Origin of the sequence: Rhizobium sp. PL01, from assembly GCF_033447125.1 — a bacterium.
Classification (GTDB): domain Bacteria; phylum Pseudomonadota; class Alphaproteobacteria; order Rhizobiales; family Rhizobiaceae; genus Pararhizobium.
In genome coordinates this window covers 513,148-537,585 of record NZ_JAWQUM010000004.1, presented here as the reverse complement: position 1 = coordinate 537,585, position 24,438 = coordinate 513,148, and the positions used below count along the sequence as shown (strand labels likewise).

The 24,438-nt window shown below is 60.2% G+C and carries 19 protein-coding genes and 1 rRNA gene; 5 read left to right on the top strand and 15 right to left on the bottom strand.

Translation table 11 applies throughout. The features are described 5' to 3' along the window. Nucleotides 1–104, bottom strand: a 16S ribosomal RNA gene (locus tag R6X40_RS13180); the annotation flags it as partial. 754 nt (nt 105–858) lie between these two features. Between R6X40_RS13180 and R6X40_RS13175 the strand changes: the two genes are divergently transcribed. Next, complete coding sequence (locus tag R6X40_RS13175) at nt 859–2,826, top strand: M23 family metallopeptidase (protein ID WP_318414184.1); 1,968 nt, start codon at nt 859–861, stop codon at nt 2,824–2,826. 268 nt (nt 2,827–3,094) lie between these two features. Here R6X40_RS13175 and R6X40_RS13170 read toward each other — a convergent pair whose 3' ends face one another. Beyond that, nucleotides 3,095–3,412, bottom strand: a complete 318-nt coding sequence (locus R6X40_RS13170; RefSeq protein WP_318414182.1) for an Atu4866 domain-containing protein — start codon at nt 3,410–3,412, stop codon at nt 3,095–3,097. Next, nucleotides 3,412–4,140: an SDR family oxidoreductase gene (locus R6X40_RS13165; protein WP_318414180.1), complete on the bottom strand. Its 729-nt coding sequence runs from the start codon at nt 4,138–4,140 to the stop codon at nt 3,412–3,414. The genes R6X40_RS13170 and R6X40_RS13165 overlap by 1 nt, the downstream gene beginning before the upstream one ends. Nucleotides 4,141–4,248: 108 nt before the next feature. On the opposite strand from R6X40_RS13165, the gene R6X40_RS13160 reads away from it, so the two are divergent. Continuing rightward, the gene (locus tag R6X40_RS13160) at nt 4,249–5,139 is read left to right on the top strand and encodes a LysR family transcriptional regulator (protein ID WP_318414178.1); all 891 of its coding nucleotides are present in this window, start codon (nt 4,249–4,251) and stop codon (nt 5,137–5,139) included. Nucleotides 5,140–5,204: 65 nt separating this feature from the next. On the opposite strand, the gene clpB is transcribed toward R6X40_RS13160, so the two are convergent. The 9 genes from clpB to R6X40_RS13115 all read right to left on the bottom strand — a co-directional run bounded on the left by clpB (nt 5,205) and on the right by R6X40_RS13115 (nt 18,895). Further along, the gene (gene clpB / locus R6X40_RS13155) at nt 5,205–7,811 is read right to left on the bottom strand and encodes an ATP-dependent chaperone ClpB (RefSeq protein WP_318414177.1); all 2,607 of its coding nucleotides are present in this window, start codon (nt 7,809–7,811) and stop codon (nt 5,205–5,207) included. 204 nt (nt 7,812–8,015) lie between these two features. Then, nucleotides 8,016–10,418: an arylsulfatase gene (locus tag R6X40_RS13150; RefSeq protein ID WP_318414176.1), complete on the bottom strand. Its 2,403-nt coding sequence runs from the start codon at nt 10,416–10,418 to the stop codon at nt 8,016–8,018. 319 nt (nt 10,419–10,737) lie between these two features. After that, nucleotides 10,738–11,073: a DUF2268 domain-containing putative Zn-dependent protease gene (locus tag R6X40_RS13145; protein ID WP_318414174.1), complete on the bottom strand. Its 336-nt coding sequence runs from the start codon at nt 11,071–11,073 to the stop codon at nt 10,738–10,740. Nucleotides 11,074–11,292: 219 nt separating this feature from the next. Continuing rightward, the gene (locus R6X40_RS13140; protein WP_318414172.1) at nt 11,293–12,315 is read right to left on the bottom strand and encodes a DUF4167 domain-containing protein; all 1,023 of its coding nucleotides are present in this window, start codon (nt 12,313–12,315) and stop codon (nt 11,293–11,295) included. A 354-nt stretch (nt 12,316–12,669) separates the two neighbouring features. Further along, on the bottom strand, nt 12,670–13,533 hold the full coding sequence (gene prmC, locus R6X40_RS13135; protein WP_318414170.1) for a peptide chain release factor N(5)-glutamine methyltransferase: 864 nt from the start codon (nt 13,531–13,533) through the stop codon (nt 12,670–12,672). Next, a complete protein-coding gene (prfA, locus tag R6X40_RS13130; RefSeq protein ID WP_318414168.1) occupies nt 13,530–14,612 on the bottom strand; it encodes a peptide chain release factor 1 in 1,083 nt (360 codons plus the stop codon). The genes prmC and prfA overlap by 4 nt, the downstream gene beginning before the upstream one ends. Before the next feature lie 57 nt (nt 14,613–14,669). Further along, complete coding sequence (locus R6X40_RS13125) at nt 14,670–15,083, bottom strand: endonuclease domain-containing protein (RefSeq protein ID WP_318414167.1); 414 nt, start codon at nt 15,081–15,083, stop codon at nt 14,670–14,672. A gap of 200 nt (nt 15,084–15,283) precedes the next feature. Continuing rightward, nucleotides 15,284–17,551: a phosphoenolpyruvate--protein phosphotransferase gene (gene ptsP / locus R6X40_RS13120; RefSeq protein ID WP_318414166.1), complete on the bottom strand. Its 2,268-nt coding sequence runs from the start codon at nt 17,549–17,551 to the stop codon at nt 15,284–15,286. A gap of 90 nt (nt 17,552–17,641) precedes the next feature. Continuing rightward, nucleotides 17,642–18,895 (bottom strand): aspartate kinase, encoded by a 1,254-nt coding sequence (locus tag R6X40_RS13115; RefSeq protein ID WP_318414164.1) that lies wholly within the window; start codon nt 18,893–18,895, stop codon nt 17,642–17,644. Between the two features lie 239 nt (nt 18,896–19,134). On the opposite strand from R6X40_RS13115, the gene R6X40_RS13110 reads away from it, so the two are divergent. Both R6X40_RS13110 and R6X40_RS13105 read left to right on the top strand, forming a co-directional pair. Next, nucleotides 19,135–19,596 carry a nuclear transport factor 2 family protein gene (locus tag R6X40_RS13110; protein WP_318414162.1) on the top strand — a complete coding sequence of 154 codons (462 nt, stop codon included), beginning with the start codon at nt 19,135–19,137 and terminating at the stop codon, nt 19,594–19,596. A 7-nt stretch (nt 19,597–19,603) separates the two neighbouring features. Next, nucleotides 19,604–20,164 (top strand): TetR/AcrR family transcriptional regulator, encoded by a 561-nt coding sequence (locus tag R6X40_RS13105; protein WP_318414160.1) that lies wholly within the window; start codon nt 19,604–19,606, stop codon nt 20,162–20,164. Nucleotides 20,165–20,177: 13 nt separating this feature from the next. Here R6X40_RS13105 and R6X40_RS13100 read toward each other — a convergent pair whose 3' ends face one another. Continuing rightward, nucleotides 20,178–21,782, bottom strand: a complete 1,605-nt coding sequence (locus R6X40_RS13100) for an inorganic phosphate transporter (protein WP_318414158.1) — start codon at nt 21,780–21,782, stop codon at nt 20,178–20,180. Nucleotides 21,783–22,001: 219 nt separating this feature from the next. Here R6X40_RS13100 and ppk2 point away from each other — a divergent pair, with 219 nt between their 5' ends. Then, entirely contained in the window at nt 22,002–22,904 is a 903-nt protein-coding gene (ppk2, locus tag R6X40_RS13095; RefSeq protein WP_318414157.1) for a polyphosphate kinase 2, read from the top strand. Nucleotides 22,905–22,948: 44 nt separating this feature from the next. Here ppk2 and R6X40_RS13090 read toward each other — a convergent pair whose 3' ends face one another. Next, on the bottom strand, nt 22,949–23,827 hold the full coding sequence (locus R6X40_RS13090; RefSeq protein WP_318414156.1) for an AraC family transcriptional regulator: 879 nt from the start codon (nt 23,825–23,827) through the stop codon (nt 22,949–22,951). Nucleotides 23,828–23,908: 81 nt separating this feature from the next. Continuing rightward, nucleotides 23,909–24,412, bottom strand: coding sequence for a helix-turn-helix domain-containing protein (locus tag R6X40_RS13085; protein ID WP_318414154.1), 504 nt, complete (start codon nt 24,410–24,412; stop codon nt 23,909–23,911). Nucleotides 24,413–24,438 lie beyond the last annotated feature (26 nt).

The following is a 24,438-nucleotide window of genomic DNA, read 5'->3' as shown; positions in this document are numbered from 1 at the left end:
CGCGTTACTCACCCGTCTGCCGCTCCCCGTGAGGGGCGCTCGACTTGCATGTGTTAAGCCTGCCGCCAGCGTTCGTTCTGAGCCAGGATCAAACTCTCAAGTTGAAAATCTATCTTGGCTTTAATGGTCACGTCTGAATCGACGAGAACTTCACATATTCCTGATAAAACCAACCTTCGCCATCCGGCGCCGATCAATCCCCTAAACCCGAAGGCCTAGAAAACCAGGAACGATGTAACTTCTCATAGAAACGTGACCGCCATTGTCGACTTAAAACCGGAACTTAATCCAGTTGCGAACATCCGCCGCCCACGTTTCTCTTTCTCTCTATTCAATTGTCAAAAAACAGACAGGCAAAAACCCGTCGAAAACCTTACCCCGAGAGCCATCAGCGTTCCCGCCTGAAACCCACAATCCGCACCAAACTTTCGTAAGAAACTTCAGAGCGAGTTCGTCGGTCGCCAGCAGCGCCGCCGCCCTCGTTGGTGAGCGGTTTATAGCTCCGCAGATCGTTCATAGTCAACAGGGTTTTTGAAAAAAATGACAGTTTTTTGACAAAAGCCTGCGCCGTAAGGCTTTGCTGCAGTGCGATAATCGGGATAAGCCTTTGTATAGGCCCGAAAACACAATCCCGCCCTCACTTCTTCACAATTGGCGCTCTAAACAGCGTTCGCACTTGCGTTTTAACGGCTCTCTCTATGTCTATAGGGCGCCATATAGAGTGATATGTCTATAGGGCGCGATATAGAGTGATGGCCGTTCTGTTTGACTCGAAGGCGTGAAAGATGCACATCTTCGCACAACATACCCGGACCATAATAAGAAACGGCGCGTAACCAGGGACCCTGCTCGATTGGCATGATCACGGACAAGACCATGATACGGTCGCTCGGCAACGAGCCGCCGATCCTTGCGGATGGACGCAGGGCTCCCGACCGGCGCGAGATTTCCCTGCGCTGGCTTTCGGGCACCTTTCTGACCGGCATTACCTCAAGCCTGTTGATGGGCGTTGCCCTGTTTGCAGCCCTTGACGGGCGCCAGCAGCTGGCCATCCCCGCCGAAGCCTATGCCGCAATGGATCCGTCCGCACGCGGTTCGCAGCCGACAGCTGCTGCCAAACGCGGCGATCGCATCCTCAGCCCCAGCATTGTTGCCAAGCCATCTGACCGCACGATCATGGAAGTCTCGACCATGACCCATGACGGCGAGAAGGAAGTGGTTCGCCGCCAGCCTTTCGCGCATGTGAAGATGACACTGGCCGCCAACCATCAGCCGGCGGAAAAATACCCCTCCTTCGATCCGCTGGCGATCTTTTCCAGCGATGAGGCAGATGCGCCCGCGCCGGTCAGCCGGACCGGGACGCTTTACGGCTCTGATGTCGAATCCGAAGTGGCGCTGAAGACGGTGGATTTTCCGCTGAAGGGCTCAACCCTGAAATTCGCGCCCTCGATGTCCATGGACGAGGTCGAGGAGAATGTCCGCACCAATGGTTCCGTCCTGACCGACGGCAACACCCAGCTTGCCTCGCTGTTCTATGTCGATCCGCGCCGCTTTGCCTCAGATGCTTCCGATCTCGACCTGATCCAGGGCCTCTCGGCCCGGGTGGTTGAGGAAAACATGACGGTCTCGGCCTTCGAGACGATCACAGACCAGACGACCGAATATGCCGACGACGTCATTCCCGTGCGCCGGACAACACCGATCGCCGCCGTTCTGATCAATGCCGGTTATGGAAAAGCCCAGGCCGAGGATCTCGCCGGCTATCTGAGGCCGGCACTCGACGCGACGGATCTGCAGGACGGCGACGTGCTTCGCATCGGCATCATCCAGAAGGGCGAGAACGAAGAGGCCAAGGTCGTACGCGCCACCGTCTATACGCGCGGCGCCCACGTCTTTACCATGGCGCTGGACGACAAGGGCAATTTCGTCAAGGCTTACGAGCCGCCGCAGCTGGCAGCCGTGGCCAGTGCCTTTGACGACAACGGAACCCCGGTGATCAACGCCGGCCGTGACCTGCCGCGCGTCTATGATGGCGTCTATCGCGCCGCCCTCTCCTACGGCATGAATTCGACAATGATCGCCCAGATCATCAAGCTGCTCGCCAGCAATGTTGATTTCCAGGCACAGCTGAAGCCGACCGACCGTCTCGAGGCGTTCTTTTCGGTCGCGGACAGCAGCGGCAAGGCAACCGACGATTCAGAACTGCTCTACGTCAATGCCAAATTCGGCGATGCCGAGACGCGCTTCTACCGGTTCCAGGATCCCGACGACAATTCGATCGACTATTACAACGAACAGGGCAAGAGCATCCGCCAGTTCCTGTTGCGCAACCCGGTTCCGAACGGCACGTTCCGCTCAGGCTTCGGCATGCGGCGCCATCCGATCCTCGGCTTTTCGCGCATGCATACCGGTGTCGACTGGGCAGCCCCGCGCGGCACGCCGATCATCGCGGCCGGCAACGGCGTCGTCGAAAAAGCCGGCTGGGATTCCGGTGGTTACGGCAACCAGACGCTGATCCGCCATGCCAACGGCTATGTCTCGTCCTACAATCACCAGAGCGCGATCGCCAAGAATGTCAGCGTCGGCTCCAAGGTCGTGCAAGGCCAGGTGATCGGCTGGGTCGGCACCACCGGCCTGTCGACCGGCCCGCATCTGCACTACGAGCTGATCGTCAACGGCAACCGCGTCGATCCCTTGCGCATCCGCCTGCCCGGCGGCAAATCGCTCGATGGCCAGGCGCTGGCGCAGTTCGACAAGGAACGCGGCCGCATCGACGAATTGCTGGCCAAGGACAATGGCAGCGCCGAAGTGGCGGCGGCGCAGTAAGGACAAAACTCAGGGACACAACCGGCATGCGGGCAGTTCATCCGGGATATGCCGCACACACTGCAATACGGTAAAAACATCAGGACCATCAATCCTTGCCGCATTCGGAACATATGGCGAACATGCCATAACAATGTTCACTTGCCAAGAGCCGGGATCAAAAAAACACAAAGGCGGGAAGAAGCGGCTGGAACAACCTTTTGACCCGACGAGCGTCGGGTCAATGGATTGCCACCGCACGGATGAGACCGGTCACCAATGATGGCCTTCACCGCCGGTACAAGATCATTCCCCCGTGGTGAAGCACACCGTCGATGAAATTTCCATCCGCGGTAAAGCCCGTGTCGTCCCAATAGTCGATGTGATCGCCGGCCACCACGTATCGCCCCCGATAGGCGCTTTCGCGCGCTCCCCGCGCCTCGTCATAGCGGCCGTTCGCCAGCAGCTCGTGCCGGATATGACTATCCTTTGTGACCCATAGGCCGAGATAGGAATGGGCTTCCCCCTTGGTGTTCATGCCGTCCTCTGCAAAAGCGGCGCCTGCAAGCGCCAGGGAAAGAGAAGTCGTCAAAAGACCGCGGGACATCAGTGTGCCGCCCGGGTTGGCCGGATGACAATCTCATTGACATCGACATCATCCGGCTGCTCGATGGCGAAGCGGACGGCCCGGCCGATCGAATCCGGCTGAAGAGCGATCGAGCGGTAGGTCTTCATAGCGTCTGCCGCCACCGGATCGGTAATCGTTCCGGCCAGTTCGCTTTCGACGACACCCGGATGGATGCAGGTGACGCGGATATCATCGCGTTCCTGCCGCAATCCGTCAGAGATCGCCCGTACCGCATATTTCGTGGCACAATAGACGGCGGCGGTCGGCGAGACTGCCAGAGCCCCGATCGAGGCGATGTTGATGACATGCCCGGCCCCCCTCGCCGTCATTTCCGGCAAAACCGCTGCGATGCCATAGAGCACGCCCTTGATATTGACGTCGATCATGCGATCCCATTCATCGACTTTCATCGACGCCATCAGCGAAAGGGGCATGACGCCGGCATTGTTGACGATCACGTCAACAATGCCGAAAGCCTGCCGTGCCGCCTCGGCGAAGGCAGCGACATTTGCGCGGTCGGTAACGTCGAGACTGCGCGTCTGCACCTGCCCGCCTCTTTCCCGGATCTCATTTGCCAAAATGTCGAGACGGTCCGTCCGGCGGGCGCCGAGCATCAGTTTGAAACCAGCCCCTCCCAATTCGCGGGCGATGCCCGCGCCGATCCCGCTGGAGGCGCCGGTAATGAGAACAACTTTTCCGGATGACATGTCGTGGTCCTTTCTGTTCAAGCATCATTGCTTGGTCAGAAAGTAAGGATTGATCATTGTCGTGATAAGCCGTCATTATGTGACTTCGGTGGCAAGGAAATCTAACCAATGCAGCCAGACCTCAATGCACTCTCCGTTTTTGCCGTGGTTGCGCAGGAACGGAATTTTCGGGCAGCCGCGGACAGGATGGGCGTCACCCGCTCCGCCGTCAGCCAGACGATATCGCGGCTGGAGGAAACGCTGGGCATTCAATTGGTGCGCCGGACTACGCGCAGCGTCAGCCTGACGGAGGAAGGCCAGCGGCTTTATGACGATATCGGTCCGGCCATCGCCGATGTCGGCGCAGCCCTGTCAACGATCGCCGATATCCGTGGCCGTCCCCGCGGCCAGCTCAGGCTCGCCGTCTCGTCGATTGCCGAAAAATTCCTGTCCGGCGACATGCTGACGACGTTTGCCAATGCCAATCCCGGCGTGCGGGTCGATATCACTGTCACCGATGAAGAGTTCGACATCGTCGCAGAGGGTTATGATGCGGGCGTGCGTCTTGGCGAAGTGATCGCGCAGGATATGATCGCGGTTCCGGTTTCCGGGCGGCAACGGCAGCTTGCCGTTTGCGCCCCCGCCTATCTCCAACGCGTTGATCCGCCACGTCATCCGCGTGATCTTCCCGGTCATAGATGCATCGGTTGGCGCCCGGCGCCGGCTGTTGCGCCGTATCGCTGGGAATTCACAGAGGATGGCAGGGATTTCAGCGTTGCCGTCGAACCCGAATTCACCACCAACGACATGGGCCTGATGACCCGCCTCGCCTGCGCCGGCGCCGGGATCACCTTTGGCATGGAAGACAGTTTTCGGCCGCTGATAGACGACGGCAAGCTTGTCCAACTGCTGGAAGATTACAGTCCGCAGTTCGCCGGCTTCTACCTCTACTATCCGAACCGCCGTAACCTGTCGCCGAAGCTGAGAGCGCTGCTCGATTTCGTCCATCGCATGAAGTGACACCGCGCATAAAAAAACCTCCCCGGATTTCTCCGGGGAGGTTTTCAGCAATGGCACCGATGCCGTTATGCAGCAGCCTTTTCGCCGCCACTTCTCAGCTTGAAGTTCAGGCGATCCGAGCCGGCAAAGGCCTTGATCGTCGAACCATCCGGGAAATTGCCCTGAAGGATCTGCTCGGCGAGCGGGTCCTGGACATATTTCTGCACGGCCCGCTTCAAAGGACGTGCGCCATAAGCCGGATCGTAGCCCCGGTCGGCGAGGAAGGCACGCGCCTCGTCGTCGAGTTCGAGCGTGATCTTGCGGTCGGCGAGCAACTGGCGCAGGCGCTCCAGCTGGATATCGACGATCGTCCCCATCTCCGCCCGCTTCAGGCGGTGGAACAGGATGATCTCGTCGACCCGGTTGAGGAATTCGGGGCGGAAATGTCCGCGCACCACATCCATCACCTGATCGCGCACCATGTCGCTGTCATCGTTCTCGCCAAGCCCGACGAGATATTCCGCGCCGAGGTTGGAGGTCATGATGATCATCGTGTTGCGGAAGTCGACGGTACGGCCCTGACCATCGGTCAGGCGGCCGTCATCGAGAACCTGCAACAGGACGTTGAACACATCCGGATGCGCCTTCTCGATCTCGTCAAACAACACGACCTGATACGGCTTGCGCCGCACCGCTTCGGTCAAAGCGCCACCTTCCTCGTAGCCGACATAGCCCGGAGGTGCACCGATCAGCCGGGATACGGAGTGTTTCTCCATATATTCCGACATATCCATGCGCACCAGCGCCGTATCATCGTCGAACAGGAAGCGCGCCAAAGCCTTGGTCAGCTCCGTTTTACCCACGCCGGTCGGTCCAAGGAAGATAAACGAACCGATTGGACGGTTCGGATCCTGCAGACCTGCCCGCGAACGGCGAACAGCACGCGATACGGCCTGAACCGCATCACCCTGGCCAACCACCCATTTGCCGAGCTCGTCTTCCATGCGCAACAGCTTGTCGCGCTGGCCTTCAAGCATCTTTTCCACTGGAATACCGGTCCAGCGGGACACGACATGGGCGATATTGTCGGGTGTCACGACTTCCTGCACCATCGGGTCGAGCGCCGACGAATCCTGGCTTTCGGAAACCTCCAGCTCCTTTTCGAGCTTCGGGATCAAACCATAGGCAAGCTCCCCTGCCCGCTGGAATTCGCCCTTGCGCTGCGCCGCAGCCAGTTCGTTGCGTGCCTCTTCCAGCTTCTTCTTCAGATCGGCAGCCAGACCGAGCTTCGACTTTTCCGCCTGCCAGCGCGCGGTCAGCGCGTCGGCCTGCTCCTCGAAACCGGTGAGGTCGAGTTCCAGCTTTTCCAGCCGGTCCTTGGAGGCACGGTCGGTTTCCTTCTTCAGGGCTTCGCGTTCGATCTTCAGCTGCATGATGCGGCGATCGAGTTCATCGAGCTCTTCGGGCTTGCTGTCCACCTGCATGCGCAGCCGCGATGCGGCTTCGTCCATCAGGTCGATCGCCTTGTCCGGCAGGAACCGGTCAGTGATGTAGCGGTTGGACAGCGTCGCAGCCGCCACCAGCGCGGAATCGGAGATCCGCACCTTGTGATGCTGTTCGTACTTTTCCTTCAAGCCACGCAGGATCGAGATCGTGTCCTCGACATTCGGCTCGTTGACCATCACAGGCTGGAACCGGCGGGCCAGAGCCGCATCCTTTTCCACATGCTTGCGATATTCATCGAGCGTGGTCGCGCCGACGCAATGCAGTTCGCCGCGCGCAAGTGCGGGCTTCAGGAGGTTGGACGCATCCATTGCCCCATCCGCCTTGCCGGCGCCAACCAGCGTGTGCATCTCATCGATGAACAGGACGATTTCGCCCGCTTCCGCCTGAACCTCAGAGAGAATGGCCTTCAGCCGCTCTTCGAATTCACCGCGGAATTTCGCGCCGGCAATCAGCGCGCCCATGTCGAGCGCCATCAGCTTCTTGTCCTTGAGGCTTTCCGGCACGTCGCCATTGATGATGCGCAAGGCCAAGCCTTCGGCGATCGCCGTCTTGCCGACGCCGGGTTCACCGATCAGGACCGGGTTGTTCTTGGTCCGGCGCGACAGGACCTGGATGGTGCGGCGAATTTCATCGTCGCGGCCAATCACAGGGTCAAGCTTGCCGTCGCGGGCATCGGCCGTCAGATCCCGCGCATATTTCTTCAGCGCATCAAATCCCGCTTCGGCATTCGAACCATCGGCGGTGCGGCCCTTGCGGATCTCGTTGATCACCTGATTGAGCTTGGATGCCGTCAGACCTGCCTTCGACAGGATGCCGGATGTGGCAGCCGAGGTCTCGATGATCAGCGCCTGCAGCAGCCGTTCAACGGTGACAAAGCTGTCGCCCGATTTCTTGGCTGCCTCTTCGGCTGTGGTGAAGACCTTGGCAAGCGGCTGCGAAAGCGAGATCGAGCCATTGCCGCCGGATACTTTCGGCAGCTTGGCGATTGCGCCTTCATTAGCGAGTTTTGCGTCCTTGGCACTGGCGCCAGCACGCTCGATCAGCGATGCCGCCATGCCCTGATCGTCATCGAGCAGGACTTTGAGCACATGTTCGGGAACAAATTGCGGATGGCCCTCTGCCAGCGCATAGGTCTGAGCCGATTGCAGAAAACCGCGCACGCGCTCTGAGTATTTTTCAATATTCATCAGTCTACCTCCGGTAATCGGTCAGCCCGTTGGTGGCACTGCCGACAGTTGGAATGGGGCTCCCTGATAAGGCAAGCCCGGGTCTCGCCGTTCCACCACACCGGGGAGGTGCGGTCACGACAACTTGATCTGAATATGGGTGGGCGATTTTCGAAATTAAAGGGTGTCGCCCACCAGAATTCAACAGCTTGGCTCCGATTCCCGCTATTTCAGATCGACCGTCACCTTGTCGATCTTGCCGGAATAGGGGAACGGCGCTTCATAGGCGTCGTCGACCGGCGATCCGTCGTCGCTTCCCACATCCTGCCCTTCGTAGAGCGAATACCGCAGCGCCGCCGTATGCTCGATCTCGCCGCGGCCGATTTCCTTGCCGTTGGCTTTCAGGATCATCGTACCACCTTTTCCGAATTCCTTCGCCTTCCCGGCATATTCAAAAACAGCATCGAGCTTCACTTTGCCATCCGGCACGTCCTCTTTCGAGGTTACGCGGTAGCGGGCCATGTCGATGAAGTTGTGCACCGCCACGAATTTCCGGTCCTTGAGATAAAAACTCCACCCAGCCGTGATGCCGCCCTGGGCAAACAGCACGCCATCGGCCCCACCTTTCGGAATATCCAGATCGGCGCTGACGCTGAAAGACTTGTTCTTGAGATCAGGCGCCGCCGATTCCGGCAACCGGCTGAGACGCGTCGTGTAGACGAATTCGGTGCGCCCGGCGGTCGGGCTTGGGCGGCCGGTGACGGCATCGGAAAAGCGCTCGACGCCGCGCCAGTCGAGCGGCAGGATATTGGCCTTGGCCGCCTCCACCCACCAGAGATCTTGCATTGCCCGCAGCCGGGCCGGTTCCTTGTCCGCAAGATCGTCGGCTTCGGAAAAATCCTTTTCGATGTCGTAGAGCTCCCACTTCACCTTGTCGATGTCGAAGCCGGTACGGTCGGACTGCCAGGGTTTGAAGGCGAGAGCCGCCGCCACCCAGCCGTCATGATAGATCGCCCTGTTGGCGACCATCTCGAACACCTGCGTCCGCCGCTGCGATTTCGCCTCCGGATGATCGAAACTGTACATCATGCTGATGCCGTCGAGCGGCCGTTGCGCGACGCCGTTCACCGATTGCGGCATCGGAATGCCGGTTGCCTCCAGGATCGTCGGGAAAATGTCGGTGATATAGTGGAACTGCGAGCGCACGCCGGTGGTCTTGATATGGCCCGGCCACGACACGATCAGCGGATTGCGCGTGCCGCCAAAATGCGAAGCAGTCTGCTTGGCCCATTGGAACGGCGTATTCATCGCCCAGGCCCAGGCAGATGGTATGTGGTTGTAGAATTTCTTGGTGCCAAGCTGGTCGATCTTCGGCAAGATCTGCTGCCATGTCTGGTCGACGCCGTTGAAGCCCGATTGTTCGTTGGTCGTCCCATCGAAATGCCCCTCCGCTGAAGCGCCGTTATCGCCGACGATGTAGAAGATCAGCGTATTGTCGGCATGCGGCATCTGCCGCACGGTTTCCAGCACCCGTCCCGCATCGAAATCCACCTTCGCGCCATAGGCTGCGAAGATATCGACCATCCGCGTATAAAGCCGTTTCTGGTCGGCATTCAATGTGTCCCAGGCGGCAAGATCCTCCGGCCGCTTGGTCAGCTTTGTCTCCGGCGGCACCATGCCAAGCTTTTTCTGCCGCTCCAGTGTCAGCTCGCGGTAGACATCCCAGCCCATGTCGAACAGACCCTTGCCGACAAATTTGGCGATCCAGTCCGGCGTCGTCTGGTGCGGCGCATGGGTGGCGGCCGGGGCGAAATAGAGGAAATACGGCCGGTCGGGATCGATCTCCGCCGCCTGTTTCAACCAGTTAATCGCATGATCGGCAAGATCGGGCGTCAGGTGATAGTTCGGATCGGTCGAGCGTGGCACGGGAATGTGGTTTTCCACCAGCACCGGTTCGAACTGGCTCGTGTCGCCGGAGTTGAACCCGTAGAAATAGTCGAAACCCAGCCCGTTCGGTGTATGATCGAACGGCCCGAGCGCACTCGCCTCCCAGACCGGCGTATCGCGGTTCTTGCCGATCCAGGCGGTGGCATAGCCATACTGCTTGAGGATTTCGGCGACCGTCGCCGTCTCGCGCTGGATCAGGCTGGTGTAACCGTCATAGGCGGTGGCAAGCTCGGTGATATTGCCCATGCCCGACGCATGTTCATTGCGCCCGGTGAGAAACGCCGCGCGGGTTGGCGCGCAGAGCGCCGTCGTATGAAACTGATTATAAACGACACCGTCCTTGGCCAGCCGTTCCATCGCCGGGGCCGGAACACCGCCGCCGGTGACGCTGAATTGCCCGAACCCGACATCATCAAGCAGGATGACCACGACATTCGGTGCGCCTTTGGGCGGACGCGTAAGCGCCGGGAATTTGGCCGGATCGGAATCCGCAAGGGTACGCCCGACGGTTCCCTGAAAGTGATAATCCGGCAAAGGCAGCGACGATGCCGTCTGCGGCGCCTTCACCTCGGCCTCCTGCGCGGAGGCGGGCGCCGACAGGATCATCGTTCCCGCTGACATCAAAAGCGAGGCAACCAGCCCCCGGATTCTAAACCCTCGGATGTTTCTCGCGGTCATCATCGGCCTCGATTGTTCTCTGTGAAAGGTCGCAGGGGCATGGGTTTCGGACGGTGCCCATCGAGCAAACATCCTGCCGCATCGGCGCGACAAGGCAAGTACGTAACGGTAACAAGAGCCGCAATGGACGGCCTTTCGGCCGATGGTACGGCAAAAAGGACCGCCGTCACTCCCGCTGCCACCCCCCCCCTCGAAACGAGGAAACCCGGTACATGGCGGAGTTTTCATCAATCCGATACCGGATGGGTTTTATACAGAGGCAAGGTTATCGGCCGTGCGCGCCTTTGTTCAGCCAGCACCCGCTCATCTGGAAGCCAAGCGCTTACCCGCACCAGTGGGGACGCGAGCCCGTGCCAAAGAACCAGGCACTATGGTCATAGGACATCGCCGCAAGCTCTTCCGCGCCCGGAAGTGCTGCCTGCAGCGCCTCCGGCGTTACCGCACGTTCCCATACCTCCGGTTCCGTGCCCAGCAGATGGTGCACGAACTGGCCGGCAAGACCTTCGCTAACCAGCGCTTCGCCCAATGTATAACCATAGCCAGGCCCCGCCATGCGCCGGCAATGATGAACCTCATGCACGATTTGCCGATGAAGCGCGCCGTCGTTGAGGCTGCGGATGAAAATCGGTTTGTCCGGATCAACCGTCATCACAAACATCGTGCTGCGCCAGCGCGCCCGATGCCTCCAGCCAGTGCGAGGTCCAGCCATCCATTCTAACGTCATCTCATCGACAGAACCGGCACAGCGGCCGAGTATCCCTGCTGTTTCACAGCCGTGTCTATGTCAGATCGCGCCAACAAAAAACCCGGCCGCAAAAGCGAACCGGGTTCTTCAATATGGTTTTACAAAGACCGCCTTCCGGCGGCCTTTTGCGGATTATTCCGTCGCGGCGGGCTCCAGAGCCGGCTTGTCGCCGGCCGGTTCGCCACCGGCTTCCGTCGGTGCTTCGGCCTCATCACCACCGGCTTCGCCGCGGCGCGGCTGGCGGCGTGGGCGGGGAGCTGTGCGGCGGCGGGTTGGAGCGCGACCTGTCGGTGCCTCTTCCTCCAGCGAAACCTCGGCTGGCGTGCCTTCGATTACCGGCTGCGGGCCGGAACCATCGATCACCGGCTGCGGTGCAAGGTCCGGACGCGGCTGGGCCTGTTCGGCGCGCGGCTGACGCGGACGCTCCTGCCTGGGCTGACGCTCCTGGCGTGGCTGGCGCTCCGGACGCTCCTGGTCGGGCTGGCGATCCTGATCTGGCTGACGCGGCTGGTCGGCCTGTCGCACTTGATCGGCCTGACGCGCCTGATCGGGCTGACGTGGCTGGTCGGGCTGACGGGGCTGATCGGCCTGACCTGACTGTTCAGACCGGCGCGGCTGGCGCTCCTGCTGTTCCGGCTGGCGCTCACGACGCTCGCCTTCCTGCTGGCGCCGCTGCTGGCGTTCTGCCTGCTGGTGATGGCGTTCCTGCTCGACCTGCTGGTCCTGGCCGACAGAATTCTCGTCGTTGTCGTTACCATCCATATCGTCGTCGCGCTCGTTGCCGTCGCGATCCTGGAATTCGTTGCGATCGTTGTAGTCGCTGCGGTCGTCACGCTGGAAGCGCTCTTGCATCTGCGCCTGCGCAGCCGCGATGATGCGGTTATAATGCTCGGCGTGCTGCAGATAGTTTTCAGCCACGACACGGTCACCGGAGCTCTGCGCGTCGCGCGCGAGCGTCGAGTATTTCTCGGCGATATGCTGGGCGGTACCGCGAATCTTCACGTCCGGACCGGAGCTGTCATAGGTCCGGGTCAGCGGGTTGGAACCCTTCCGGTTATGATTGTTATTGTTGTTGTTACCGCCGCCACTGTTGTTGCTGCTGGTATTGTTGTTGTTACGCCCACGGCCGCGCTTGTTCTGCTGTCCTGGCCTCATCGTTCACTCACCTGGATTCTCTTGATATTGATGATCTTGTGGCTTCGCGGCTTGCCAGGAATTCCGTCTCAACGGATTCCGTATCAAGCAGACACGCGCCGCGACCCAACCGCCTTTTGACGGTACCGTCGCTGGTTAAAGTCAAATTAACAGGTACCCGCACCAGGCACTGTCGAACCTTAGCAACTCTTTTTTGAGAGCAATCCCTGCGGCAAAGTCTGACCGGAACGAATCTCTGATCTTTGACCTTCTACCCAGTGCGTAAGAGGAACCTAGCCCGCTTCCCGTGCGATTCCAAGCCTTTTCTTCACGGTTTCGAAAAAGAACATCGCGATATCCGCCGGTTTGCAGGGGTTAGCGGCCAAAGGCGAACAGGATGGCGCGATCGTTTCCACCAAGGTCCTTTACCCGGTCGATCACCCGGAAGCCCTCGTTTTCGAAAAGCTGCCCGACCACCTGCAGCTGGTCGTACCCAATCTCGACACCGACAATGCCGTTCTCTGCCAAATGGCGCGCGGTGTGCGCAGCGATCGTGCGATAGGCGTCCAGACCGTCTGCACCACCATCGAGCGCCAGCGCCGGATCATGATCACGCACTTCTGGCGCCAAGGATGCCACCACGTCTGTGCGGATATAGGGTGGATTTGACACGATGATGTCGAATTTGCCGACGATCCCCGCAAACCAGTCGCTTTCCACGCCGGCGAAACGGCCGCCCAGACCATTGCGCTCGGCATTGGCTTTCGCCATTTCGACGGCGCCGGCCGACAAGTCGGATCCCACCCCGGTCGCTTCCGGAACCGCGCTCAAAAGCGCAAGGCAGATCGCCCCGGTGCCAGTACCGAGATCGATGAGGTGGCAAGTACCCTTCTCCGCCACGAATTTCTGCGCAAAGGGAATGAGCCCCTCGACGATCATCTCCGAATCCGGCCGCGGCTCCAGCGTCTCTTCAGACATGCCGAGCGTCAAACCGTAGAATTCGCGCTGGCCGAGAATGCGGTGAACCGGTTCGTGCGCCGCACGCCGCGCAATCGCCGCGCGAATGCGCTGGGCATCCTTGTCCGAAACGATCTCGTCGCCGCGCGTCATGAACGCCACGGCCGGCAGGTCGAGCAGGCCGGAAATCAGCACGCGCGCATCAAGCGCAGCCTCGCCGATATGCGCCTGCAGAAACCGCGTCCGCGCCTCTGTAAACAGGCTGTCGAGTGTGTCGGTCATCCCTTGACCTCGCCCAGTTGCGCCAGCTGATCAGCCTGGTAGTCGGCCAGCAGCGCATCGACCACTTCATCGATCTCGCCCATCATCATCCGGTCGATCTTGTAGAGCGTCAGGTTGATGCGATGATCCGTCACGCGTCCCTGCGGAAAATTGTAGGTCCGGATGCGCTCGGAGCGATCACCCGAACCAACCTGGCTCTTGCGCGAAGCCGATCGCTCGCTGTCGGCCTTCTGCCGCTCCATGTCGTAGAGCCGCGAGCGCAGCACCTGCATCGCCTTGGCGCGGTTCTGGTGCTGTGATTTTTCCGAGGAAGTAACGACGATGCCGGACGGCATATGGGTTATACGAACAGCCGAGTCTGTCGTGTTGACGTGCTGTCCACCGGCGCCGGACGAGCGCATCGTGTCGATGCGGATGTCTTCCTGGCGGATTTCGATATCGATATCCTCGGCCTCCGGCAGAACAGCAACGGTGGCGGCGGAGGTATGAATCCGCCCCTGCGTTTCCGTATCGGGCACGCGCTGCACCCGGTGCACGCCGGATTCGAATTTCAACTTGGAAAACACCCCGCGCCCGGTCACGGTCGCAATGATTTCCTTGTAGCCGCCGGCATCGCCATCGCTGGCCGAGAGCACCTCGACCTTCCAGCCTTTGCCCGCCGCATAGCGCTCATACATCCGGAACAGATCACCGGCAAAAAGGGCGGCTTCCGAACCGCCCGTGCCAGCGCGGATTTCCAGAATGGCGCTCTTTTCGTCGGCGGCGTCCTTCGGCAGAAGCAGGAGCTGCATTTCCTGCTCGAGTTTTTCGATGCGCTCCTCGATCTCAGGCTTTTCCATATCGGCGAGATCGCGCATCTCGCGGTCGGTATCCTTGGCGGTCAAAAGCGTATTGACGTCAGCAAGCTCTGCCTGCGCCTTCTCGTACAGCCTGATCTTCGTCACCACCGGCTGCAGCTCGGAATATTCCGATGCCAGCTTCACATAGACATCCGCCGCCGGCCCCTCGGCCATGCGCGCTTCGATCTCGGAAAACCGGCGCTCCAGCTCGCGCATTTTTTCAACAGGTAAGGTTGCCAACTCGAACTCCACAGGTGCTGTTCAACAACAGCGATGTTTCATGACAGTGACCGCTTTTTATTGGCCAGCGTCTACTTTTTTGGCGGGGACAAAGGTGAGATCAAATGCTCTGATCTCCTGTACTAGCCGATTCTCGACAATTTCGACGATGGTCCCCAATACCCGCTCGCGGTCTTGAAGAACACATCCATTCCAGAAACGAACAACGTTCCATCCCTCGGATGTCATATAGTCATCCCGCCTCGTATCGTGGCGGCTGTTTGCGTGCTGACTGCCATCGACCTCAATGACCAGATGCACTTGCCTGCATGCGAAATCTGCAAAGTACCGGCCGATCGGCAACTGCCGGACGAATTTGAACCCGTTGAGGCGGCGGTCGCGAAGCTCAAACCAGAGAGCCTCCTCCGCACCATTCTCGACCTTCCGCAAACCGCGGGCTCGTTCTGTCTTGCCTTTGTCCGGGCCTCTCATCCGCCGCCGCCCCTCACCCTAGCCCTCTCCCCGCCAGCGGGGAGAGGGGACGACCGTTTTGCCGATCCCCTTACTACCATCACTAACATCAACCTCTGACAGAATGGCTGGATGAAAGCTTCGCGGCCCGGTCCTTCTCCCCGTCATGACGGGGAGAAGGTGCCCGACAGGGCGGATGAGGGGCCTTGTTGGCAGCTTGCCTAAAGCGGAACCCCGGTCTCCGCCGCAAATGCCACCAGCATCTCGCGCACCGATGTCGAGCTCCGCTTGTCGTCCAGCGCCGCATGCATCATGGCCGAAAGCTTGTCGATATCGACCGCCAGCAACATCGCCTTGACCGGTCCAACCGCCGTCGGCGACATCGAGACGGAGCGGTAGCCGATGCCGAGCAGCGCCATGGCGGACAGTGGCTTGCTCGCCATCTCGCCGCACAGCGTCACCGAGGTCTCGTTGCGATCTCCGGCCCGGACGATGTCCCGCAGGATGCGCAGGAACGGCCGGCCGAGCACGTCGAACCGATCGGCCACCCGCGCATTGCCGCGGTCGACAGCCATCGAGAACTGAAACAGGTCGTTGGACCCGACCGAGACGAAATCGACCTCGTCCATCAACTCGTCCAGCTGCCAGAGCAGCGCCGGCACTTCCAGCATGGCGCCGAATTGCAGCTTGCGGGGCAGTTGTTCGCCGATCTTCGATTGCCGCTGGATTTCCTTCTGCAGCAGCGCGCGCACGGTGCGCAGCTCGGAGACTTCCGTCACCATAGGCAGCATGATGCGCAGTTCCTGGCCAGCCGAGGCGCGCAACATGGCGCGCAGCTGCGTCCGCAACAGGCCGGGCCGGTCGAGCGACAGGCGGATCGCCCGCCAGCCTAGCGCCGGGTTTTCCTCTTCCGCCGCGCGGAAATAGGGCACGACCTTGTCACCGCCGATATCGAGCGTTCGGAAGGTCACCGGCTTTCCGGCCGCCTGTTTCATGACGTTGCGGTAGAACAGTTCCTGTTCTTCCATCTTCGGCATGGTCGAAGCGATCATGAACTGCAGTTCGGTGCGGAACAGACCGATGCCCTCTGCACCGGATTCGGCCAGCTGCGGCAGATCGACCAACAGGCCGGCATTCATCTGCAGCTTGATCCGCTTGCCGTCCCGGGTGACCGGTTCGATGTCGCGCAAGGCCCGGTACTGCTCCTGGCGGCGCGCCCGAAGCTTGACCTTTTCCTCATACGCCCGTTGCAGATCGGCCATCGGCCGCAGATGCACCTGGGCATCATCGCCATCGACGATGATCGCGTCGCCATTTTCCGCCAGCGCCACGACGCCCGCCGCCTGGCCGACCACCGAAATGCCCATGGCACGTGCGACAATCACCACATGGCTGGTCACCGCGCCGTCTTCGAGCACGAGGCCACGCACGTTTTCACGCGGATAATCGAGCAGCTCAGCCGCCCCCATGGCGCGTGCGACGACAATCGCGTCGTTTGGAAAATCCGTCGCCGACATCTTGGCGCCATAGCCAGTCAGCTGTCGCAGCAGCCGGTTGGCCAGATCGTCGAAATCATGCATGCGCTCGCGCAAATACGGATCCGTCAGCCGGATCATCCGGGCCTTGGTTTCGCTCTGCACCCGCTCGACCGCCGCTTCCGCCGTCAGGCCGTTGCGGATCGCCTCTTCGAGCTTCCGCACCCAGCCGCGATCATGCGCAAACATCCGGTAGGCTTCCAGAACGGCGCGGTGTTCGCCTTCCATGGAAACGTCGCGGCGCGACAGCATGTCATCGATCGAGATGCGCAAGGATCCCAGCGCTTCCGCCAGCCGTCCGAGTTCATGATCGGTATCGTCGTTCAGAAGATTGGTGACGACGATACGCGGTTCGTGCAGCACGACGTAGCCAAGGCCGATGCCATCGTTGAAGCTCGATCCGTCGATCGTCACCGGCCGCGAAAGGTCAAGTTCCAGCCCTGGCCGTGTAAGCTTCTTCAATTCCCCGGTCGCCACCATTTCGGCCAGCACCATTGCCGTCGTCTCCATCGCCTCGACCTCATCGTCGCGATAGGTGCGGCTCGCCTTGTTCTGCACGACGAGAACGCCGAGCGAGCGGCCGGTGCGCAGGATGGGCACGCCGAGGAAGGAATGATAGATTTCTTCGCCGGTCTCCGGCAGATAGGTGAAGGCCGGATGGGCTTGCGCGTCGGAAAGATTGAGCGGCCGGGCCGACGCTGCAATGGTGCCGACAAGGCCCTGCCCCATCTGCAGTTGCGCCAGATGCACGGCGCCCTTGTTCAGACCTTCGGTTGCATAGAGTTCGAGCACGCCATCGGAACGCAGCACATAGACCGAACACACTTCCGCGACCATGTTCTGCGCAATCTGGCGAACAATCTGGTCAAGGCGTTCCTGCGGCTCAAGCGGTTCCGCCATCAACTCGCGTAGCCGCTTGAGAAGGACGCGTGGACCCGCAGAGAGGTCTCTCATCACACAACGTCTCCTGAATAAAAGTCAACAACTGCAGGCGGTAATTTGTTCCCGCTTATATAAGCGAAAACACCGTCACCGCCGCCTGCTTTAACTCTTATCCAGACCGTAGACGGAATGCAAAGTGCGAACGGCCAATTCGGCATAAGCACCATCGATCAGGATCGAAATCTTGATTTCCGAGGTAGTGATTGCCTTGATGTTGATACCTTTTTCGGCAAGTGCGCGGAAAGCGGACGCGGCCACGCCCGCATGGCTGCGCATGCCGATACCGATGACCGAGACTTTCACCAGGCCTGATTCGTTCTGGATGACGTCGAAGCCGATCTGGGCCTTGGCTTCGCTGAGAACCTTCAGCGCCTTATCGACGTCGGTCGATGGCACCGTAAACGTCATGTCGGTCTTGGAGCCGTCTTCGGAAATGTTCTGGACGATCATATCGACATTGATATGGGCTTCGGCCAGAGGCCCGAAGATCGCTGCCGAGACGCCAGGCCGGTCAGCCACGCGCCGGAGCGAAATCTGCGCTTCATCCTTGGCATAGGCGATGCCGGTGACGACTTCCTGTTCCAAAATCTCATCCTCATCACAAATCAGCGTGCCGGGCGGGTTCAGAAAATCGCCCATGCCCGGCGCGTCGGGGTCTACGAAACTGGAACGCACGAAGGTGCGAACCTTGAATACCATGGCAAGCTCGACCGAACGCACCTGCAGGACCTTGGCGCCAAGCGACGCCATTTCCAGCATTTCCTCGAACGCGATCTTCTTCAGGCGCTTGGCCTTCGGCTCGATGCGCGGGTCGGTGGTGTAGACGCCGTCGACATCGGTGTAGATGTCGCAACGGTCAGCCTTGACCGCAGCTGCGATCGCAACCGCCGATGTGTCAGAGCCGCCGCGGCCGAGCGTCGCGATCCGGTTGTCCGGTCCAAGACCCTGAAAGCCGGCGATGACGGCCACCTGGCCCTCGCCAAAGCGGCGGATCAGTTCGGAACCATCAATTTCAAGAATACGCGCCGCGCCATGGGCGTTGTCGGTCCGGATCGGGATCTGCCAGCCCTGCCAGGAGCGGGCGTTGATACCGATGTTCTGCAGCGCCAGCGCCAAAAGGCCCGAGGTCACCTGTTCGCCGGATGCAACGACGGAATCGTATTCACGCGCATCGTGCATGGGCGACGCATCGCGCGTCCAGGCAACCAGTTCGTTGGTCTTGCCGGACATGGCGGAAACGACGACCGCAACCTCGTGGCCGGCATCGACCTCGCGTTTCACATGGCGGACCACATTCCTGATGCGATCCATATCCGCGACGGACGTGCCGCCGAATTTCATCACGATGCGTGCCATGTGCCTCTACCGGTCGAAAATGCTGCGCGGAAAACCCGCGCCCGTCTAGTCTGAAGTCGCCGGTCTCTTAGCGAAATTGCGGCCCGCGTGCAATGGCTGCGCCACCGCATTTGCGACACCCGGTCCTGAAGTTTGGCCCACCATCGGCGTCAGCAATGGGGCTCCCGATCTCAACATCGGGCTTGCCTCATTAAACCAATCGGTCTAGATAAGACCTATCGTCTCAAAAGGAGCTTGCAATGACCGCCTTGCTACCCCCTTTCACGCAGGAAACCGCCGTCGCCAAAGTACGCATGGCGGAAGACGGCTGGAACAGCCGCGATCCCGTCCGCGTCTCGAACGTCTATACCGGGGATTGCCACTGGCGGAACCGCGCCGAATTTCCCGTCGGGCGCCCGCAGATCGTCGAATTCCTGACGCGGAAATGGCAACGCGAGCTGAACTACCGCCTGATCAAGGAAATCTGGGCGTTCGAAGGAAACCGGATAGCCGTCCGCTTTGCCTATGAGTGGCATGATGACAGTGGCCAGTGGTATCGCAGCTACGGCAACGAAAACTGGGAATTTGCCCCCGACGGCCTGATGCAGCGCCGCTTCGCCTCGATCAATGATCTGCCTATTGCCGAAAGCGACCGTAAGTTCCATTGGCCGCTCGGCCGCCGTCCGGACGATCATCCCGGCCTCTCCGATCTCGACCTCTGATCAGGCCATGCGTACTGTTTTCGAAAAGTCCGATGCCATAGCGCTGGTCGCCGAGGTCTTTCGGGAATGCGGCTATGAAGGTGCATCGATGAGCACGATCACCAAGCGGACCCGGCTGTCCAAGGGCAGCCTCTATCACTTCTTCCCGGGCGGCAAGGAACAGATGGCGGCGGAAGTTCTGGCCCATGTCGATGCGTGGTTTGCGCGGGAAATCTTCGTCCCGCTCGAAACCGCCGAGCCGCGTGCGGCGATCGCGCGGATGTGGACTGCGGTGGACGACTATTTCCGCTCCGGCAAGCGCATCTGCCTCATCGGCGCCTTCGCGCTCGACGAAACCCGTGACCGGTTCGCAGCCCCTATCCGAACCTATTTCAAGCGCTGGACGACTGCACTTGAAGCCGCATTGATATGCGACGGCACCCCGGCTGAACGCGCCAAACAGCTGTCAGAAGATGCCGTTTCCGGCATTCAAGGCGCGCTGGTCCTGTCACGCGCCGGGGCCGATGAAACCGTCTTCGAACGTTCGCTTGCCGGCCTGCGCAACAGGCTTGAATCTCGCACGGGTTGAAACGCCGCTACCCTTAAAAAACCTGCCGCAAGATCACATAGAGCACAAACGCGATACCGATCGAGGCGGGCAGCGTCAGCACCCAGGCCATCAGCATGTTGCGCACCGTCGCCCATTGCAGCCCGGAGCCGTTGGCCGCCATCGTGCCCGCCACGCCGGATGAGAGGACATGGGTGGTCGAGACCGGCAGGCCGAAATGGTCGGCGGCCCCGATGGTGACCATGGCGACGACTTCGGCCGCGGCCCCCTGCCCGTAGGTCAAGTGTGTCTTGCCGATTTTTTCGCCAACGGTCACGACGATGCGTTTCCAGCCGATCATCGTGCCGAGGCCGAGCGCCAGGGCCACCGCCACCTTGACCCAGATCGGGATGAACTTCGTCGCGTTATCGACAGCCGTGTGGTAGCTCGTCACGGCGGCAAAATCAGCCTCTTCCATTGGCAGAAGCTTCTTCTTGTCGATCAGTTTCAGCGCCTCGCCGATCAGGTAGATATCGTTGCGAACGTTACCGACCAGCTCATTCGGCACGGCTTCCAGCGTCGGGAAAGCAGCCACTTCGGCGCTGGTCTTGTGGATATATTGCTGCAGCGCCGGTGTCGTCTGGTCGGTCCAGCTCTTGGTACGAACGGCCTCTTCGACCGCCGCTTTCGGGTCGGTCACCGTGACGCCCGGCTTCACATATTTTCCCAGCGCCGTTTCAACCTGCGCCGATGCCGATTTATAGGCTTCGAGATAGTTCACATCCGGCGTCCGGTTCAGCGCAAAGGCTGTCGGCACCAGCCCGATCAGGATCAGCATGATCAATCCCATGCCCTTCTGGCCGTCATTGGAGCCATGGGCAAAGCTGACCCCGGTGCAGGTGAAGATCAAAAGAGCGCGGATCCACAATGGCGGCGGCGCATTGGTCTTTGGCTCCTGATAGAGCGCCTGATTGCGCACCAGAAGCTTCATCGCCAGCAGCAGAAGGGCCGCACAACCAAAACCGATCAGCGGTGAAAGCAGCAGCGAAAGCCCGATATTGGAGGCCTGCGACCAGTCGACCCCGCTCGTTGCCGTTCCGGCCGGTGCCAGAAACTGGTTGGCGAGGCCGACACCGATAATCGAGCCGATCAGCGTATGCGAGCTGGATGATGGCAGACCGAGATACCAGGTTCCGAGGTTCCAGAGGATCGCTGCAGTCAAAAGCGCAAACACCATGGCGAGACCGGAGCCGGACCCGACCTGCAGGATCAATTCGACCGGCAGCAGCGCCAGAATACCGAAGGCAACGGCACCGCTTGAGGTCAGCACGCCCAGAAAATTGAAGAAACCCGACCAGATCACCGCGAATTCCGCTGGCATCGATCGTGTATAGATGACGGTCGCCACCGCGTTGGCGGTATCATGGAAACCGTTGACGAATTCGAAGCCGAGCGCGATCAGCAGAGCCAGGCCAAGCAGGATCCACGGAACAGCCACCGCGCTTGTCAGGTCCTGGCCAAGCGCATAGCCGACATAGCCGAGCCCGCCGAGAATGATGACGACAAAGGCCGGAATAAACCACTTTGCCGAACCGCCTGTGCCTTCCAGCGGGTGGCGAACATGGTCGCGGCCAGCCTGTCCTGAACTAAGATCAACCATTTGGCTCGTCCCCTCGCATAGCTTCACGCTTTTGTTAGGACTTGCGCATGAACCTTTCATGACGCATCGCAGCGTAGAGATCCGCGCATGCCGCCCGGCAGCGTTGTTTTTCCTCGCAAGTTCGGATTTTGCCCCCACATAGCTGGTCCATGACAACGACTGTCATAGACCTGTCATGAAGACCTGCTCCTGTGCCGTCAACCAACGGGGATTTGACCAATGATCGACCAACTCGACCGCATCAAAGCGGAAATCGCTGACAGCTTTGACGAAGAGCTGGAAATGCAGATGGAGGAAGACCGGCTTGACGAGATGGTCGCTGAGGGCATGTCTGGCCCGGCCGAGCCATCGCTGGAGCGCAAGATCTATTTCCGCGAATTGTTCCGCCTGCAACACGAACTCGTGCGCCTGCAGGATTGGGTGCAGTACAAGAAGCTCAAGGTCGTGGTGCTGTTCGAAGGCCGCGACAGTGCTGGCAAGGGCGGCGCCATCAAGCGTGTTACGCAGCGGCTCAATCCGCGCGTCTGCCGCGTCGTTGCCCTGCCCGCGCCGACCGAGCGCGAGAAGAACCAGTGGTATTTTCAGCGCTACGTGCCGCATCTGCCGACCGCAGGCGAAATGGTGCTGTTCGACCGCTCCTGGTACAACCGCGCCGGTGTCGAGCGCGTCATGGGCTTCTGCTCGCCCGAAGAACTCGACGAATTCTTCCGCACTGTTCCGGAATTCGAACGCATGCTGGTGCGCTCCGGCATTATCCTGATCAAGTACTGGTTCTCGATCACCAACGAGGAACAGGAATTCCGCTTCCAGATGCGCATTCACGATCCACTGAAACAGTGGAAACTGTCGCCGATGGACATGGAAAGCCGCATCCACTGGGAAGACTATACCAAGGCCAAGGAAGAGATGCTCGCCAAGACCCATATCACCGAAGCCCCGTGGTGGGTCGTCCAGGCCGTCGACAAGAAGAAGGCGCGGCTCAACTGCATCGCCCACCTGCTCGCCCAGATCCCGTATGAGGACGTGCCAAAACCCGAACTCGTCCTGCCCGAACGGGTCCGCCACGACGACTACACGCGCCACCCGGTTTCGCCGGAATTGTATGTGCCGGAAGTGTATTGATTGGCATTCTGAGATCCGGCGCTAAGCGCCGGATCTCCCCACTGTCATGCCAGCGGCAGGAAAATATCCGTCACCGCATCCTTTTCCGCCACATCGGGGAAAAAGCGGAGGCGCTGGCAATAGAGCGGAAAGTCGCGCAACGCCTCGCCGCTTAGCGGCAGCCAATGCGCGTAAAGATGCGACAGCGCAGCACCTAGCCCATCGTCCGAGCCTGTATGGCGCAGCACCGCACATCGGCCGGCCGGGATAATGCCAGCCATGATGCCGATGTCCGGATCGGCGATAGTCCTGTCCGTCGCCACACAGAGATCGAGGCGAAAGTCCGCTGGCGCGACTTCCTTTGGATCATTGTGGAAAATATTGTAGGTATCGTTCAGCCGCGGCGGCAGGCCGTTGCTTTTTCGCCATTCGATGAACCGGCGGATGGTTCTCCCGACCAATGCGGGATCGCCGCGATGCGGCAGGATGGCAATTCTGGTTTCCTTGACGTCGACGATCTCGATGGCGGCAAATGTCTGCTGCATGACCCTGTTCCTTGCTATGAGGGTGGACTGGTGTGCGTCATGCAAGGCATCCCAATGCGGCTCCTTCCGAAAGGCGCTCGGCGTCTGACCGGTCCTCTGCTTGAAAGCACGGGCAAAAGCCTCTGGCCCTTCATATCCGCTGGACAGCGCAATCTGCAGGATCGGCATCTCCTTTCGGAAAGCCAGCCTGTACGATGCCCGTTTCAGCCGCAGCGTCTGGATGTAGGGGTAGACGCCGATGCCGAGCAGCTCGGAAAATTGCCGGTGGAAATGAAATCTGGAAAAAGCCGCGACACCGCATAGGATTTCCACGCTCAAATCATCGTCGAGATGCGCGTCGATGTGACGAAGAACACGCTGAAACCTGTTGCGGTAGTTCTGTGCGGCGGCAGTGTCCAAGCTCTTCTCCTTCATGACACGGACAGCCTATCCACTGGCGTCACAGACGGCCTGACGGAAGTTGCTGAAATCAACGCCGGATCACGCAGCCGACCCGCCGTTTCTCGCCACCACCGCCAGATACGCCGCCTGCAGTTCCGCAAACACCGACCGCTCCGGCGCTGGCTGATCGAGATGCAAACTCCGCAACTCCTCCATGAACGCCGTCCACATCGCAGGTCCGCCCTCTTCGAGCAGTTCGGCGCGGATGGACAATTCTTCGGATACTGCCGTATGCCGCCTGCCCCAGGCGCCCATCTGCGCGAGAAGCGGCACCAGCTGGATCGACGGTTCGGTCAGGCTATAGATGCCCTTCTGCTTGTGGCTCGGATCGTCTCGGCGGGACAAAAGTCCGTTTTCGGTCAGCCGCTTCAGCCGGTCGGCCAGGATATTCGAGGCGATCCCCTCTTCCGACTGCGTCAAAAGCTCGCGAAAATGCCGTCGGTTGCCGAACATCAGATCTCGAATGACGATCAGGCTCCAGCGATCGCCGAGCATTTCCAGTGTAAGATTGATCGGGCATCCCGATCGCTGCACAATATCCAAGACACGCCCCCGTCTAAACCACTTGC